This is a genomic window from Mycobacterium bourgelatii (assembly GCF_010723575.1).
Lineage (GTDB): Bacteria > Actinomycetota > Actinomycetes > Mycobacteriales > Mycobacteriaceae > Mycobacterium > Mycobacterium bourgelatii.
The window spans coordinates 1,514,160-1,527,445 of the sequence record NZ_BLKZ01000001.1 but is presented as its reverse complement, the minus strand read 5'-3'; the positions used below and the strand labels follow the sequence as shown (position 1 = coordinate 1,527,445).

Annotated in this window: 17 protein-coding genes and 1 tRNA gene; 8 read left to right on the top strand and 10 right to left on the bottom strand. The window is 63.7% G+C overall.

Going from position 1 to position 13,286, the window contains the following annotated elements:
* The first annotated feature begins 70 nt into the window (after positions 1-70).
* On the top strand, positions 71-514 hold the full coding sequence (locus G6N68_RS32010) for an NUMOD4 motif-containing HNH endonuclease (protein ID WP_371871546.1): 444 nt from the start codon (positions 71-73) through the stop codon (positions 512-514).
* The gene (locus G6N68_RS07035) at positions 511-831 is read left to right on the top strand and encodes a DUF2742 domain-containing protein (RefSeq protein WP_163709611.1); all 321 of its coding nucleotides are present in this window, start codon (positions 511-513) and stop codon (positions 829-831) included. Before G6N68_RS32010 ends, G6N68_RS07035 begins: the two co-directional genes overlap by 4 nt.
* Before the next feature lie 318 nt (positions 832-1,149).
* Here G6N68_RS07035 and G6N68_RS07030 read toward each other — a convergent pair whose 3' ends face one another.
* From G6N68_RS07030 to pgm, 6 genes are all read right to left on the bottom strand, one after another.
* Positions 1,150-1,986 carry an AbiTii domain-containing protein gene (locus G6N68_RS07030; RefSeq protein ID WP_163709608.1) on the bottom strand — a complete coding sequence of 279 codons (837 nt, stop codon included), beginning with the start codon at positions 1,984-1,986 and terminating at the stop codon, positions 1,150-1,152.
* Positions 1,987-2,106: 120 nt separating this feature from the next.
* Complete coding sequence (locus G6N68_RS07025) at positions 2,107-2,304, bottom strand: hypothetical protein (protein WP_163709606.1); 198 nt, start codon at positions 2,302-2,304, stop codon at positions 2,107-2,109.
* Between the two features lie 125 nt (positions 2,305-2,429).
* Positions 2,430-2,639, bottom strand: a complete 210-nt coding sequence (locus G6N68_RS30600; RefSeq protein WP_240355689.1) for a hypothetical protein — start codon at positions 2,637-2,639, stop codon at positions 2,430-2,432.
* Entirely contained in the window at positions 2,636-3,238 is a 603-nt protein-coding gene (locus G6N68_RS30595) for a tyrosine-type recombinase/integrase (protein WP_240355412.1), read from the bottom strand. The genes G6N68_RS30600 and G6N68_RS30595 overlap by 4 nt, the downstream gene beginning before the upstream one ends.
* A 457-nt stretch (positions 3,239-3,695) precedes the next feature.
* Positions 3,696-3,768: transfer RNA gene (locus G6N68_RS07015), tRNA-Ala, on the bottom strand.
* A 181-nt stretch (positions 3,769-3,949) separates the two neighbouring features.
* On the bottom strand, positions 3,950-5,584 hold the full coding sequence (gene pgm / locus G6N68_RS07010; protein WP_163709604.1) for a phosphoglucomutase (alpha-D-glucose-1,6-bisphosphate-dependent): 1,635 nt from the start codon (positions 5,582-5,584) through the stop codon (positions 3,950-3,952).
* Between the two features lie 82 nt (positions 5,585-5,666).
* Here pgm and crcB (G6N68_RS07005) point away from each other — a divergent pair, with 82 nt between their 5' ends.
* Genes crcB (G6N68_RS07005) through G6N68_RS06995 form a run of 3 tightly spaced genes read left to right on the top strand, consistent with a single transcriptional unit; the run spans position 5,667 to position 7,536 of the window.
* Positions 5,667-6,065 (top strand): fluoride efflux transporter CrcB, encoded by a 399-nt coding sequence (crcB, locus tag G6N68_RS07005; protein ID WP_163709602.1) that lies wholly within the window; start codon positions 5,667-5,669, stop codon positions 6,063-6,065.
* Positions 6,062-6,442 carry a fluoride efflux transporter CrcB gene (gene crcB / locus G6N68_RS07000; RefSeq protein WP_163709600.1) on the top strand — a complete coding sequence of 127 codons (381 nt, stop codon included), beginning with the start codon at positions 6,062-6,064 and terminating at the stop codon, positions 6,440-6,442. The genes crcB (G6N68_RS07005) and crcB (G6N68_RS07000) overlap by 4 nt, the downstream gene beginning before the upstream one ends.
* Positions 6,439-7,536, top strand: a complete 1,098-nt coding sequence (locus G6N68_RS06995; protein ID WP_163709599.1) for a DUF190 domain-containing protein — start codon at positions 6,439-6,441, stop codon at positions 7,534-7,536. The genes crcB (G6N68_RS07000) and G6N68_RS06995 overlap by 4 nt, the downstream gene beginning before the upstream one ends.
* 39 nt (positions 7,537-7,575) lie before the next feature.
* Here G6N68_RS06995 and G6N68_RS06990 read toward each other — a convergent pair whose 3' ends face one another.
* Both G6N68_RS06990 and G6N68_RS06985 read right to left on the bottom strand, forming a co-directional pair.
* Complete coding sequence (locus G6N68_RS06990; protein ID WP_163709596.1) at positions 7,576-7,929, bottom strand: DUF488 domain-containing protein; 354 nt, start codon at positions 7,927-7,929, stop codon at positions 7,576-7,578.
* A 33-nt stretch (positions 7,930-7,962) separates the two neighbouring features.
* Positions 7,963-8,883, bottom strand: a complete 921-nt coding sequence (locus G6N68_RS06985; RefSeq protein ID WP_163718292.1) for an HpcH/HpaI aldolase/citrate lyase family protein — start codon at positions 8,881-8,883, stop codon at positions 7,963-7,965.
* 111 nt (positions 8,884-8,994) lie between these two features.
* Here G6N68_RS06985 and G6N68_RS06980 point away from each other — a divergent pair, with 111 nt between their 5' ends.
* Both G6N68_RS06980 and G6N68_RS06975 read left to right on the top strand, forming a co-directional pair.
* Positions 8,995-9,228 carry a hypothetical protein gene (locus tag G6N68_RS06980; RefSeq protein WP_163709595.1) on the top strand — a complete coding sequence of 78 codons (234 nt, stop codon included), beginning with the start codon at positions 8,995-8,997 and terminating at the stop codon, positions 9,226-9,228.
* Between the two features lie 54 nt (positions 9,229-9,282).
* A complete protein-coding gene (locus tag G6N68_RS06975; protein WP_163709593.1) occupies positions 9,283-9,777 on the top strand; it encodes a nitroreductase family deazaflavin-dependent oxidoreductase in 495 nt (164 codons plus the stop codon).
* On the opposite strand, the gene G6N68_RS06970 is transcribed toward G6N68_RS06975, so the two are convergent.
* A complete protein-coding gene (locus G6N68_RS06970; RefSeq protein WP_163709591.1) occupies positions 9,758-10,360 on the bottom strand; it encodes a TetR/AcrR family transcriptional regulator in 603 nt (200 codons plus the stop codon). The two genes, G6N68_RS06975 and G6N68_RS06970, sit on opposite strands and share 20 nt — an antisense overlap.
* A gap of 193 nt (positions 10,361-10,553) precedes the next feature.
* Between G6N68_RS06970 and G6N68_RS06965 the strand changes: the two genes are divergently transcribed.
* Positions 10,554-11,762 (top strand): cytochrome P450, encoded by a 1,209-nt coding sequence (locus tag G6N68_RS06965; RefSeq protein WP_163709588.1) that lies wholly within the window; start codon positions 10,554-10,556, stop codon positions 11,760-11,762.
* Between the two features lie 21 nt (positions 11,763-11,783).
* On the opposite strand, the gene G6N68_RS06960 is transcribed toward G6N68_RS06965, so the two are convergent.
* Positions 11,784-13,238: an aldehyde dehydrogenase family protein gene (locus G6N68_RS06960; RefSeq protein WP_163709586.1), complete on the bottom strand. Its 1,455-nt coding sequence runs from the start codon at positions 13,236-13,238 to the stop codon at positions 11,784-11,786.
* Between the last annotated feature and the right edge of the window lie 48 nt (positions 13,239-13,286).

Below are 13,286 nucleotides of genomic sequence, written 5' to 3'. Positions count from 1 at the left end.
CCCGCGCCAAGGAGATCCTCTCGGCGCGGGTACTGACCACACTGCGAATGCGTCAAGACAAGCCTACGGCATGGGTCATGGGGCGCACCAAGAAAGGGAAATCCCCATGAACGTGTCTGCTGTATATGAACTTTGGGCTGACGTTCCGGGCTACGCCGGAATTTACCAAGCATCCAGCCATGGCCGAATAAGGTCTCTGGATCGCTTGATAAACCATCCCAATGGTCCAACGCGGTTGCGTGGCAGGCCCCTTCGCCCGCGTCTGCACCTCGGCTATCCGCACGTAAATTTGTGGCGGGACGGTAGGGGCACAGCGGTTGCCGTGCACCAGATTGTTGCTTTGACCTTTCTAGGTCCATGCCCTGATGGCCAAGAAGTATTGCACTGGAACGATGTTCGAGACGATTGCAGACTTACCAACCTGCGCTACGGCACTCGCAAGCAGAACATGGCCGATGCTGTGCGAAACGGGCGCAAGCTAGGCCGTCCCACACGCCGGGGGGCTGCGGCATGAATCCGACCTTGGCGCGGTCCGTCAACTGGTCCGCTGTCAACGAGTTTGTGCAGCCACACCTAGATCGTGTCGGCGGTTATTTCCCAACAGTTGGGTCGCCCGAGTGGTGCGCGTTAGCGGATGACGATCCGGCGAAGATCGCGGCGGTGCTTAACGCTGGTCAGCACTGGGCATTGCATCTGGAGCTTGCCCAGCAAGCCAGATGTGATGCCAGTAAGGCGATTTCGGCTGCCGAGGATTGGGGCACGGTGAGCCGACAGATTCAGCAACGCCGTGAGTTCTACGCCGAGAAGCCGTGGTTGCGGAGGTCGGCATGATCGAGCCGCAACACCCAGACGACCCCGGCCCGGAGCTGCCGCCGGAATATGACGAGGTGCCGGTGGTTGACCGGCACCTGCGAGTGGTAGGTGCAATGTCCAGTCCCGAGCCCGAAAAGTCTCCGGCACCAAAGCAGGAGGCGGTCTCATTCGCCGAAAGCCTCAGTCCGCGATCCCGTGCCCGTCTACGGCGGATTCAATAGGCAGACCTTCAGCCGCCGATACCGTAATAATGGCGAACCAGTTCGCCGACCATGGCCATCCCCTCTTTGACGGCATCTTTTCCAGCTGCCGCAACGCCCCCGAGGGCCACCTTGCCTAGGAACTTCTTGACGCGCCCCCCTGTTGGCCTTTGGGTGTGTCCTCGTCGGCTTCGTCATCCTGAATCGCATGCTTGAGTTCGGCGACATCCTCAGTCCGCAAACCTAATTGACTAAGGGCCTTGGTCAGGCTGTCGAGGTCGCCAGCTTGCACTGTCACGTGCTGACCCACGGCAGAGCCTTGGACCGCCACAGTGTTGTCATGGCCGTAGATGATGGTGGTGATGTGGTTAATTGTGGTCTGGTCTGCCGGTTTTGCTCCCGGCTCTCCGGCGTCGGGTGCAACCTTTTCGAACTCCAACGCCAGGTCGAGGACGCGGGTCCGGACGTTATCAAGTACAGAGCCGATTACTGCCGGGGATACCTGCCTGGAAGCTGAAACGATGCCGTGCAGGGGTGCGATCCCCTGCAGGTTTGGGAGTTCACCTCTCATCATGTCGCCGTTGAGAAGTCCTACCACGTCTGGACCCCACCCGTACGGCAGCATTTCTTCTTGCTGGGCTAACCGCGCCAACTCGCTGACCGACTGGCGGAAATCGACTTCAAAGGCACCGGCATCCCGCAACCCCTGCGGCACAGCCGACGATGGGATCGGAACGTTGGTGAGCACTGAACTCATCGGTCCCGACCAAACGCTAAGCACGTGGGTTGGGAACGGTCCACGATAGTCAGGAATCACCGCGTCTTCTGGGTAGCCGCCAAGCTCGTACTCGACCCAATCAATTAATGGCGGTGTCTCCATTCGCGCCGCGATGACCTTCGTCATGCGCAGCAGTTCAGCAATCGGTGTCGCGCTGGACGTAGCGGCGTCAACAATCTTCTCGAGCCTTGACACAGCGCCATTCTCTCAGGCACTCACTTTGGGCATTCAGCGGGCAAATGGCACTGTGCCTACAGCGGGAACGAGCATCCCAGGATGTTTTCACCCTGGGATGCCCGCCCTCAATCAGGCTGGCTACAGCGACCAGTAGATCCCTGTCGCCCTGCAGAACAGGACCCGGTGAGCCAAGGCCCACAGTGACCCCACCTGTGCGGGATCGCCCAGGTCAACCAAGTTCTCGCATTCGCGGCAGAACCCGATGTTCTGCCGGGCGTGCAAGAACCGCAAGTCGAACAGCTCGGTGCCGTCGTGGTGATGGGTAGTCGAAATCATTTTGGGAAAACCCCTTCCCCCGGCTGGATGTTGACCAAGCCGAACCGGGTTACCGGGTAGCCCAGCTTGGTGGAGGTCCCTGCAAAAAGAGGCCTCCACCTATTCCTGGACGCTGAGCATGGGAACTACATGGTGAGCGCAGCCCTATAGTTTTTTCCAAATTCATGCGCTGCTTTTTTCTTGGGGTTCTTCGGATTCAGCAGCTTGGCCATCGTGTCGGCGGCGACCTGGTGAGCACTCCGGTCGACGTCGGTGTAGACATTGGCGGTCAGTTGGGCGCTTTCATGACCCAGATGGCGGCTCACCGTCACCAGCGGGACCCCGGCGGCGATCAGCCAGGATGCGCATGTGTGCCGCAGATCGTGCGGCGTGGGCGGTGGGTCCAGCTTGGCTTGGCCACTGCCCGGTCCCAGATTGTCCGAAAAGCCGGATACCGCACCGGTCCGCCCAGCGCGTTGCGGAACACCCAGGCGTCCTCGTCGGTGTAGTCCAGTTGGTCCAGCACGTCCGCCGGAACGTTGATGGTCCGCCGACTGCGCTTCGTCTTGGGTGGACCGATGGTGTAGCCCGACGACGAGTATTTCCAGCTGCGCCGCACCTTGACGGTGCAGGTCTCCCGGTCAATGTCGGACGGCTTGACCGCCACCGCCTCACCCCAGCGGAACCCGCTCGCCACCAGGAAGTTCACTAACGGCCCGTACTCGGGGATCATGGCAGCAACCAGGCGGTCGAACTCGTCGCGCGACAGCATTCTCAGCTCGTCATCGTCGGCTTCGGTGGTAGCCCTTGGCAACCGCCGACCCGCAGCCGGATTGGCCGGAATCAAGCCCTTGCTCACCGCAGCACCCAGGGCACCGGACAGATAGCCGTGCCGATTCTTCAACGTCTTGGCACTCGGCACGCGGCCTGTCTTGGTCGACTTGGTGGTCTCCATGCGCTTGACCCAAGTGGCGATGTTCCTCGGTCAGCCTTGCCAGGGGGATGTCCCCCAGACTTGGCTCAATATCTAACCGGAGATACCTGTCGTAGGTGTCGAGGGTGTACTGCTCGACTCCGGTCAGGTGGGCATTGTGGTGACGGCACCACTGAGCAACAGTCACCGGCGGTGTGCTGGATTCTTCCGAGCGCGCTACCTCGTACCCATGCATGGATAGCGCACGGTGGATGCCATGTGCCTTGATGGCGGACTTGAACGCTTCGGCCTGACGCTCGTCGCGGAATGTAAGCGTCCGCTGACCGCCGTCGAGGCGGTAGAGCACCGCGTAGGAGGTGTCGCCGTTGGCTCGTTTTCGGGGTCGCATCGACGCCCAGAAGTCCTGCGCTGAACCCTGACCGTTTGTCAAACCGTTTGTCATACGGTCAGATTTTTACTGTAAGCGCAACTCAAAGGGTGGAGCTAAGGGGACTCGAACCCCTGACCCCCACACTGCCAGTGTGGTGCGCTACCAGCTGCGCCATAGCCCCAGAATGTCGTGCCCATCGAAGCTACACCACAGCCTAGTCGGGTTCAAAGTCGCAGGTGACAGAGCCGGTGCTAGCACGGGCGATAGCGCATTCCAAAAGAACATGCCAATTCCCGCGAGGTGCCAATGTGACTGGTGGGGCAAACGTGGCCCAAGCAGCGGCCCAAGCAGCCGAAACGCCCCTACCCGATCGCCTGGTTGACCACTTCCCGTGCCGTCTTCTGCACCTCGCCCAGGTGCTCGGGCCCGAGGAACGACTCGGCATAGATCTTGTAGACGTCCTCGGTGCCCGACGGGCGCGCAGCGAACCACGCATTGGCCGTCGTCACCTTCAGTCCGCCGAGCGGGGCACCGTTGCCCGGCGCAGTGGTCAACTTCGCCACAATCGGCTCACCAGCCATTTCGGTCGCGGTGACCTCCTCGGCCGACAACCGTCCCAGGCGTGCCTTCTGCTCGCGGTCCGCCGGCGCATCCACCCGCGCATACGTCGGCGCACCATAGGTCGCAGCCAGCTCTTGGTACCGCTGCGACGGTGTCTTGCCGGTGACCGCCAGGATCTCGGAGGCCAGCAGCGCAAGGATGATGCCGTCCTTGTCCGTGGTCCACACCGAGCCATCCTGGCGCAGGAACGACGCGCCCGCCGACTCCTCGCCGCCGAAACCGATCGTGCCGCCGATCAACCCGTCGACGAACCACTTGAACCCGACCGGCACTTCCACCAGCGAACGGTCAATTCCGGCGACCACCCGGTCGATGATGGACGAACTGACCGCGGTCTTCCCGACGCCGACATCGGCGGGCCACGATGGCCGGTGCGTGTAGAGATAATCGATGGCCACCGCCAGGTAGTGGTTCGGATTCAGCAGTCCCTCGTCCGGGGTGACGATGCCGTGCCGGTCAGAGTCGGCGTCATTGCCGGTGGCGATCTGATAGTGATCCCTGTTGGCGATCAGCGAGGCCATCGCGTCCGGCGAACTGCAGTCCATCCGGATTTTGCCGTCGTGGTCGAGCGTCATGAACCGCCACGTCGCGTCGACGAGCGGGTTGACCACGGTCAGATCCAGCCCATGCCGCTCGGCGATAGCACCCCAGTAATCCACACTGGCACCGCCCAGCGGATCGGCACCTATTCGAACGTCGGCGGACCGGATGGCCGCAAGATCCACGACGTGGGGAAGGTCGTCGACGTAGGTGCCCAGATAGTCGTGACGCTCGGCGGCCGCCAGCGCACGCGCGAACGGAACGCGCTGCACTGCCGAGTCGAGACCCGCGCGAAGAATCTCGTTGGCGCGCCGCGCGATCGCTCCCGTCGCGTCGCTGCCCGCCGGACCCCCATGCGGAGGGTTGTATTTGAAGCCCCCGTCGGACGGCGGATTGTGCGACGGGGTCACCACGATCCCGTCAGCCAACGCGTCGGTGCGGCCGCGGTTGTAGGTCAGGATGGCGTGGCTGATCGCCGGCGTCGGCGTGTACCGGTCGCGCGAGTCGACGACGACCACCACGTCGTTGGCCGCGAGCACCTCCAGGGCCGACACCCAAGCGGGCTCCGAAAGACCGTGCGTGTCACGGCCGATGAACAACGGTCCGGTGGTGCCCTGGGCCGCGCGATATTCGACTATGGCCTGGGTGATGGCCAGAATGTGGGCCTCGTTGAACGCTCCGTTCAGCGCGGAGCCACGATGCCCCGACGTGCCGAACGCCACCTGCTGGGCGACGTCGTCGGGATCGGGCGTCACCGAGTAATACGCCGTCACCAGGTGCGGCAGGTCTACAAGGTCTTCGGGCTGAGCCGGTTGTCCGGCGCGCGGGTGGGCCATGGGTAACAATTCTGCCCGTAGGGGCGCCCTACCGCCCTACGCTGCGTAGGCACGCACTCGGCACAGCGAAGGGAAACAACCAGTGGCACGCCGTGACTACCGGGAGTTGGCAGCGATTTTCGCCGGCGGAGCCATAGGGGCTGTCACCCGCGCCGCCCTCGCCGAACTCACCGCGCCCGACCCGGCACGGTGGCCGTGGCCCACCTTCACCGTCAACATCGTGGGGGCCTTCCTGCTGGGCTACTTCACCACTCGGTTGCTGGAACGCCTGCCGTTGTCCAGCTACCGACGCCCGGCGCTCGGCACCGGACTGTGCGGCGGACTCACCACCTTCTCGACGATGCAGGTGGAGACCGTCAGGATGATCGAACACGGCCACTGGGCGCTAGCCTTCTCCTACACCGTCGTGAGCATCGCGCTAGGACTGCTGGCGGCACACCTTGCCACGACCATGGTGCGCCGGGTACGGGTGCGCGGATGACAGCGACGCTCACGACGGCTCTGGTTTGGCTGGGCGTCATGGTCATCGGCGGCATTGGGTCCGTGTCGCGGTTCCTGGTCGACCGCGCGGTGGCCCGCCGCATGGCCAGGCCGTTCCCCTACGGCACCCTGACGGTGAACATCACCGGCGCCGCACTCCTGGGATTCCTCGGCGCGCTGGCGCTGCCCAAGGACGTGGCCCTACTGGCCGGCACCGCGTTCGTCGGCGCCTACACCACCTTCTCGACCTGGATGTTGGAAACCCAACGACTGGGCGAGGAACGTCAACTCTTGCCGGCGTTCGCCAATATCGCCGTCAGCGTGGTGCTCGGCCTGGCCGCCGCGCTGCTGGGGCAATGGATCGCGGGGCTCGTATGAGCGAGCAGAGCTTGAAGCTGACCGCATACTTCGGCGAACGCCAGCGCACCCTAGGACAACCACGGCGCTTCCTCGCCGATTCGATGCTGGATCTCTTCGGCGCCCGGGGCGTCGCAACGAGCGTAATGTTGCGCGGCACCACAAGTTTCGGCCCCAGGGGCGATCTACGCGACGACCAATCGTTGAGCCTGTCCGAGGACCCACCGGTGACGGTCGCGGCCGTCGATGTGGAGTCGAAGATTCGGCCCCTGGTCGACGACGTGATGGCGATGACCGACCGCGGGCTGGTCACCCTCGAGCGTGCCCGACTGATCACCCGAGACAACGGCGCCGCCGCACTCGACGACCTCAACGGCGTGACCGCGGACGCCGCCAAGCTCACCATCTACGTCGGCCGCCAGGTGCGGGTCGCCGGGACTCCGGCCTACCACGCCATCTGCGAACTCCTGCACCGGCATCAATTCGCCGGGGCCACAGTGCTTCTCGGCGTCGATGGAACAGCATACGGCGAGCGTTACCGGGCCAGGTTCTTCGGCCGGAATGTCAACGTCCCGCAGATGATCATCGCTGTCGGATCGATTCAGCAGGTTGCTGCCGCCGCAACGGAACTCGCCGCACTACTGCCCCAGCCGCTGCTTACGGTGGAACGAGTGCGACTATGCAAACGCGACGGCGAGCGGTTCGCCCGACCGCAAGAGCTGCCGCCCACCGATAGCCAGGGACGCCCCCTTTGGCAGAAGCTGATGGTGCACACCGCAGAAACCACGCTCTATGAGGGACGGCCCATCCACCGCGCGCTGATTCAGCACCTGATGCAGAACAAGACAACCCGCGGTGCGACGACGCTGCGCGGCATCTGGGGCTTCGTCGGTGACCATAAGCCGCACGGCGACAAGCTATTTCAGCTGGGTCGCAAGGTTCCGGCGATGACCATCATCGTCGACACCCCCGAAGCAATCGCACGCAGCTTCAACATCGTCGACGAACTGACCACCCGCGACGGACTGGTGACCAGCGAAATGGTTCCCGCGGCGGTTTCCCTGGACGGGTCGCACCGACCAGTCGAACCCACCCTCGCGCAATACGACTACTGAGCCACGCAGCTAGACGAGGGCTTTCGCGTCTGCTCGGCGTTACCTGTTGAGCACGTCCGCCAGGACGGTCGCGTGACTGGCGTGCGCCTGGCGACCGGCCGTCACCAGGGTCACGACCCCACGCTGTACCAACGCGCGCAGTTCGTCCAGCGCCGGGTTGCCCTCCAGCTCCGCCCCGTAGCGCGAAGCGAATTCGTCGAATTTGTCCAGGTGGTGGTGATACCACTCGCGCAGTTCCTTGGACGGTGCGACGTCTTTGCACCAGATGCCCACCCGCGGGTCATCCTTGCGGATGCCGCGCGGCCAGATGCGATCGATCAGCACCCGTTGACCGTCATCGGGATCCGGCTCGTCGTAGATCCGGGCGACCCGCACCCGACTCTCTGCCGTCATGGGAACACCAGGTTACGCCGCCACCTAGAAGACCTAGTAGTGGTAAGTGTCCGTCGGCGCGGGCGCGTGCACCCGTTCGTCTTCGAATTCCGAGGCCTCGACGCCGTACGAGCGAGCCAATTCCAAGATCTTGGTGGCCCTGGCGATGCGTGGCAGATCCGATCCGTTGCGGATCTCCCCTCCGTCGCGTTCGAATTCTGCGAAAAACTCTTTGGCCCAGCCGATTTCGTCCTGAGACGGGGACAGCCCCTCGTTCACCACCGCGCACTGGTCCGGCGACAGGCAGATCTTGCCGGTCATCCCGAACTCGACGGACACCGCGGTCGCCTCGATGAGCTTGAGCGGATTGGATCCGATGGTCGGACCGTCGATCGCGCTCGGCAACCCGGCGGCCTTTGCCGCGATGGTGAATCGCGACCGTGCGTAGGCCAGCGTGGTGGGATCTTCACCGAAGCCGGTGTCTCGCCGGAAGTCGCCGATACCGAACGCCAGACGGAAAGTGCCTTTGGCAGCGGCGATTTCGGTGATGCGCTCCAGCCCCCGGGCCGTTTCCACCAACGCCACGATCGGCACGTTGGGCAGCCGCCTGGCCGTCTCGGTGACGTGGTCCACCGACTCGACCATCGCCAGCATCACCCCGCCCACCCCGGTATCCGCCAGTTGGGCGATGTCTTTTGCCCACCACGGGGTGCCGAACCCGTTGATCCGAACCCAGTCGCTGTGTCCGTCGCTCAACCAGCGCACGACGTGTTCGCGCGCGGCGTCCTTGTCCTTGGGCGCTACGGCGTCTTCGATGTCGAGGACCACGATGTCGGCGCGGGAACGCTCCGCCGATTCGAACCGATCGGCGTGCGCACCATTGACCAACAACCAGCTACGAGCCAGCACCGGATCGATGCGCGAACCGACTTCCGTGTGGTCTGCCGCGCTGGCGGTGTTGACCTGGTCATACATCGTGCGAACCGCCACCTTTCATCGTCAGTTGTCGAGCGATTTTGCCCTAACCGTATGCGACTGCCCTTGTCGGGCTAGAGTGGGAGCAACATTATGACGAGGACGGGTGCTATGACGAATCCCAACTGGTCCGATGCACCCGAGATTCACCCCTCGGAGATTCGCATCGGCGACATCATCGGCACGCTGCGGCCGAGCGCGTATCGGTACAAGGTCAAGCTGATCGGCGAACCGAAGAAAACCCCCAAGCAGTGGACGTTTTTCGGCAGTGATGCCGATGGCCGCCAGCACACGGGCACGTTCAGCGAGAACGACCTCGTCCGCAGGTACGCCAGAACCTCCTAACCGCGACCGACGGTGCGGCTGACGCGAAACACTCCCTAGCACAAGCAGTTATCGATGCCGAAGTTCGCCCTGCCAAACGAGGCCCCGTCCGGACTGACGTCACCGGCCACGGCCAAGGTCATCAAGTACATGTCCAAGGCACACGTGGCGGTCTTCAAGCTGACCAACGGACGCATCGGCAACAAGTGGCGCGTGGGTGCCGGCTTCCGCAACCCGGTGCCGACGCTGCTGCTCGAACATCGCGGACGCAAGTCGGGCAAGCAGTTCACCACTCCCCTGCTGTATCTGGAGGACGGCAAGGACTTCGTCATCGTCGCTTCGCAAGGCGGTCTGCCGAAGAACCCGCAGTGGTACTTCAACCTGGTTGCCACCCCCGACACGCGAATCCATGTCAAGGGTCGGCCCAACCTGGAAGTCTCCGCGCACGTTGCCTCTCCTGAGGAGCGCGCGACCCTATGGCCCCGGTTGGTCGAGCTCTACCCCGACTTCGCCAAATACCAAAGCTGGACCGAACGCGAAATCCCCGTCGTCATCCTGTCCCCGCGTTGACCGTCAGCCGAAACAACGCGCGATCCAGGATCGGCAGTATTTCGGTGATGTCGATCTCGCCGGCGGTAAAGCGCGCCACCAGGCCGTATGCGAGGTTTGAAACGATCGGGGGCAGTTCCTCGACCAGGTCGGCCTCAGCGTCGGCGAGCACCGCCATCGTGGCGGGTATGACGGCGTCTAGGCCGCGGTCGACCAGCCTATGGCCGCCCGGGGCCGACCGCGCGCGGTGATATGCCCTGAGCATGTCGGGATGTCGCTCCCACGGTTCGAAGATGGTCCGAAACACCCGCATCAGGCCGTCGTAGATCGACTCGTTCGGCTCGTGGGTCTGCGTGGCCAAACCGGCGAAGCGGTTCTCGTCCATCCACCGCTCGAGGGCGGCCACGATCAGCGAATCCCGGGTCGGATAGCGCTTGTAGATGGTCGCCAACGATGTCCGGGCACGACGGGCGACCTCGCGCAGCTGCACGGCGTCGTAACCCTGCGTTTCCAGGATTTCCACGACGATGTCGAGGAGGCGATCCTGCCGCTGGTCTGCGGCGGCGCCGGACTTTACTTCGGCCTTTACTTCGGCACTGACCACTGTGGCCCTTCACCCTTGCACCGGCGGTGTAACGCGGTTACCGTTCAACGGTAACACGGTTACTGTTCGAGGAGGATCGATGGCCGAGCACGTCGCCGTTTGCTCTTCCTCGCCTCCGAAGAGGCCCGGTACCTACCGGCGTCACGCTGTCCCGTCAGCGCCGGAAGTTGCCTGAAGTAAAGGATCCTCGCTCATGACGATCGCACCCGACGCACCACAAACCGACGTCTACTACGACCCCTACGACGTCAACATCACCGCCAACCCCTATCCCACTTTCGCGCGCCTGCGCGAAGAGGCGCCGCTGTATTACAACGAGCGCTACGACTTCTGGGCGATATCGCGGTACGCCGACGTGGAGAAGGCGCTGTCGGATTGGGAGACGTTCTCCAACAGTCGAAGTGACATCCTCGAACTGATCAAGTCGAAGTTCGACATGCCCCCCGGGGTGATGATGTTCGAGGACCCGCCGACCCACACCAGGCTGCGCGGGGTGATGGGACGCGTCTTCACGCCACGCCGAATGGCCGCCATCGAAGACCAGATTCGGCGTTACTGCGTCAAATGCCTTGACCCGCTGGTTGGTTCGGACGGGTTCGACATCATCGCCGAACTCGCCGCGATGATGCCGATGCGCGTCATCGGCATGCTGCTCGGCATTCCCGAAGAAGAACAGATCGAGGTGCGCGACGCCAACGATGCCAACCTACGCACCCGCCCCGGCGCACCGATGAAGGTCGCCGACCCCGACGCCATCGCCGACGGCCGGATCTACGCCGACTACGTCGAATGGCGGGCCAAGAACCCCTCCGACGACCTGATGACCGCACTGCTCAACGTCGAGTTCGAAGACGAGCACGGCGTGACGAGAAAGCTGACGCGCAAAGAGGTTCTGCACTACACCCAGGTCGTGGCCGGTGCGGGCAACGAGACCACGGGCCGACTGATCGGCTGGCTGGCCAAGGTGCTCGCCGAACATCCCGACCAGCGCCGCGAGATCGCGCAGGACCGCTCGTTGCTGAACCGCGCGGTCGACGAGACCTTGCGCTTCGAGCCGACGGGCCCGCACGTCGGGCGCTACACCCTTCGCGACTGGGAGGCCTATGGGACCACGGTGCCGGCCGGCAGCGCCGTGTTGCTGCTGTTCGGTGCCGCCAACCGAGACCCGGCGCGATACGAGGATCCTGACACGTTCAACATCCACCGCAACAACATTTCGCACCTGACGTTCGGCAAGGGCGTGCACTACTGCCTCGGCGCCAACCTCGCCCGCCTCGAAGGGCGGGTAGCGCTCGACGAGTTGCTCAACCGGTGGCCCGAATGGGGTATCGACTACGACAGCCTCAAGCTCGCGCCAACGTCAACCGTGCGCGGGTGGGAGCGGCTCCGCATCACGGCATAGCCGGTATAGGCGGTATAGCCGTTACAGCTGGGCCCAGACCGACTTGGTCTTCAGGTAGATCTCGATGCCCTCGCGGCCGAACTCGTGACCCCAGCCGGATTGCTTGTGACCGCCGAAGGGCACGTCGTGATCGAACACAAGCTGGCAGTTCACCTGCACGCTGCCGGCCTGCAGCCGCTTGACGATGCGGTGGGCCCGGCCCACGTTTTCCGTCCAAGCGGTGGCCGCCAAACCGTAGGTGGTGTCGTTGGCCATGGCGACAGCTTCGTCTTCGTCGTCGAACGGCAGGATGCTGACCACCGGCCCGAAGATTTCCTCTTGGTACAGGCGCATACCGGGGTCGACATTGGTGAGCACTGTGGGGTGGACGAAGTAACCCTTGCGGTCCAACCGGTATCCGCCGGTGACCACGTCGACGCCTTCACTCTTGCCCTCGTCGATGAAACCCATGACGCGGTTCAGTTGCTTCTGGCTGATCAGCGGACCACTTACGCAGCCCTCCTCGCTGGGAGCACCCAGCTTGAACGTATTCGCCATGGCGGCAATGCCTTCCACCACCTGGTCGTAAACGCCCCGCTGGGCGAAGATCCGCGATCCGCACACGCAGCCCTGACCGGAGTGCACGAAGATGCCCAGCGCCGCCATCAGAATGCACTTGCTCATGTCGGCGTCGTCGAAGATCAGCACCGGCGACTTCCCGCCGAGCTCGAGAGTGATCTTCTTCAGGTTGCCGGCGGATGCCCGCACGATCTCCTTGCCCACCTCGGTCGACCCGGTGAACGCGACCTTCTCGACGCCGGGATGCCTCGTGATCGCCGCGCCGGCGGTGTGGCCGTAGCCGGTCAACAGGTTGACCACTCCCTCGGGCACGCCGGCCTCGTGGATCAGCCTGTCGAGCAACAGCGCCGACAACGGCGTCTCCTCGGCGGGCTTGACCACCATGCTGCAGCCGGCCGCCAAGGCCGGCGCGAGCTTGGCGCAGGCGTTGAAGATCGGGCCGTTCCACGGGAAGATCAGCCCCACCACGCTGTAGGGCTCCTTGAGGGTGTAGGCGTGCATGCTGACGAAGGTGTCCGTGGCGATGCCGTCGGTCTTCACGTCGTATGCGACGCCGTTGAGCTTCGAACACCAGCCGGCGTAGTAGCGAAAGAACTCCGAGCAGGTGGACATCTGCAATTGCGCCTGCATCAGCGGCATGCCGGTGTTCAGCGAGTCGAGTTGAGCGAACTCGTCGGCGTGCTCGTCGATCAAATCGGCGATGCGCCACATGATCTTGGCCCGCTGCCGTCCGGGCAGCTGGGACCAGACGCCGGAATCGAAGGCCGCCTTGGCCCGCGCGACGGCGTCGTCGACCGCCTCTTCGCCACAGTCGGTGAACTCGGTGATCTGCTCTTCCGTCGCCGGATTGATGATCGGAATCACCTCGCCCTTGCCCGGGCGCGTGCGAATCTCGTCGAGAACGGTCTGCAGGGTCAACGTCGATCCCTTTCCCTCAATATGATGCTGAGCACTTGCTTAGCATTG

Bases quoted from the DNA above. Each gene is read 5' to 3' on its own strand.
- G6N68_RS06975 (WP_163709593.1), top strand. From the start codon at position 9,283: ATGCCGAAGTTCGCCCTGCCAAACGAGGCCCCGTCCGGACTGACGTCA.
- G6N68_RS06985 (WP_163718292.1), bottom strand. From the start codon at position 8,883: ATGTATGACCAGGTCAACACCGCCAGCGCGGCAGACCACACGGAAGTC.
- G6N68_RS06995 (WP_163709599.1), top strand. From the start codon at position 6,439: ATGAGCGAGCAGAGCTTGAAGCTGACCGCATACTTCGGCGAACGCCAG.
- G6N68_RS06965 (WP_163709588.1), top strand. From the start codon at position 10,554: ATGACGATCGCACCCGACGCACCACAAACCGACGTCTACTACGACCCC.
- G6N68_RS07025 (WP_163709606.1), bottom strand. From the start codon at position 2,304: ATGATTTCGACTACCCATCACCACGACGGCACCGAGCTGTTCGACTTG.
- G6N68_RS30595 (WP_240355412.1), bottom strand. From the start codon at position 3,238: ATGGAGACCACCAAGTCGACCAAGACAGGCCGCGTGCCGAGTGCCAAG.
- crcB (WP_163709600.1), top strand. From the start codon at position 6,062: ATGACAGCGACGCTCACGACGGCTCTGGTTTGGCTGGGCGTCATGGTC.
- G6N68_RS06980 (WP_163709595.1), top strand. From the start codon at position 8,995: ATGACGAATCCCAACTGGTCCGATGCACCCGAGATTCACCCCTCGGAG.
- G6N68_RS32010 (WP_371871546.1), top strand. From the start codon at position 71: ATGGGTCATGGGGCGCACCAAGAAAGGGAAATCCCCATGAACGTGTCT.
- G6N68_RS07035 (WP_163709611.1), top strand. From the start codon at position 511: ATGAATCCGACCTTGGCGCGGTCCGTCAACTGGTCCGCTGTCAACGAG.
- G6N68_RS06990 (WP_163709596.1), bottom strand. From the start codon at position 7,929: ATGACGGCAGAGAGTCGGGTGCGGGTCGCCCGGATCTACGACGAGCCG.
- pgm (WP_163709604.1), bottom strand. From the start codon at position 5,584: ATGGCCCACCCGCGCGCCGGACAACCGGCTCAGCCCGAAGACCTTGTA.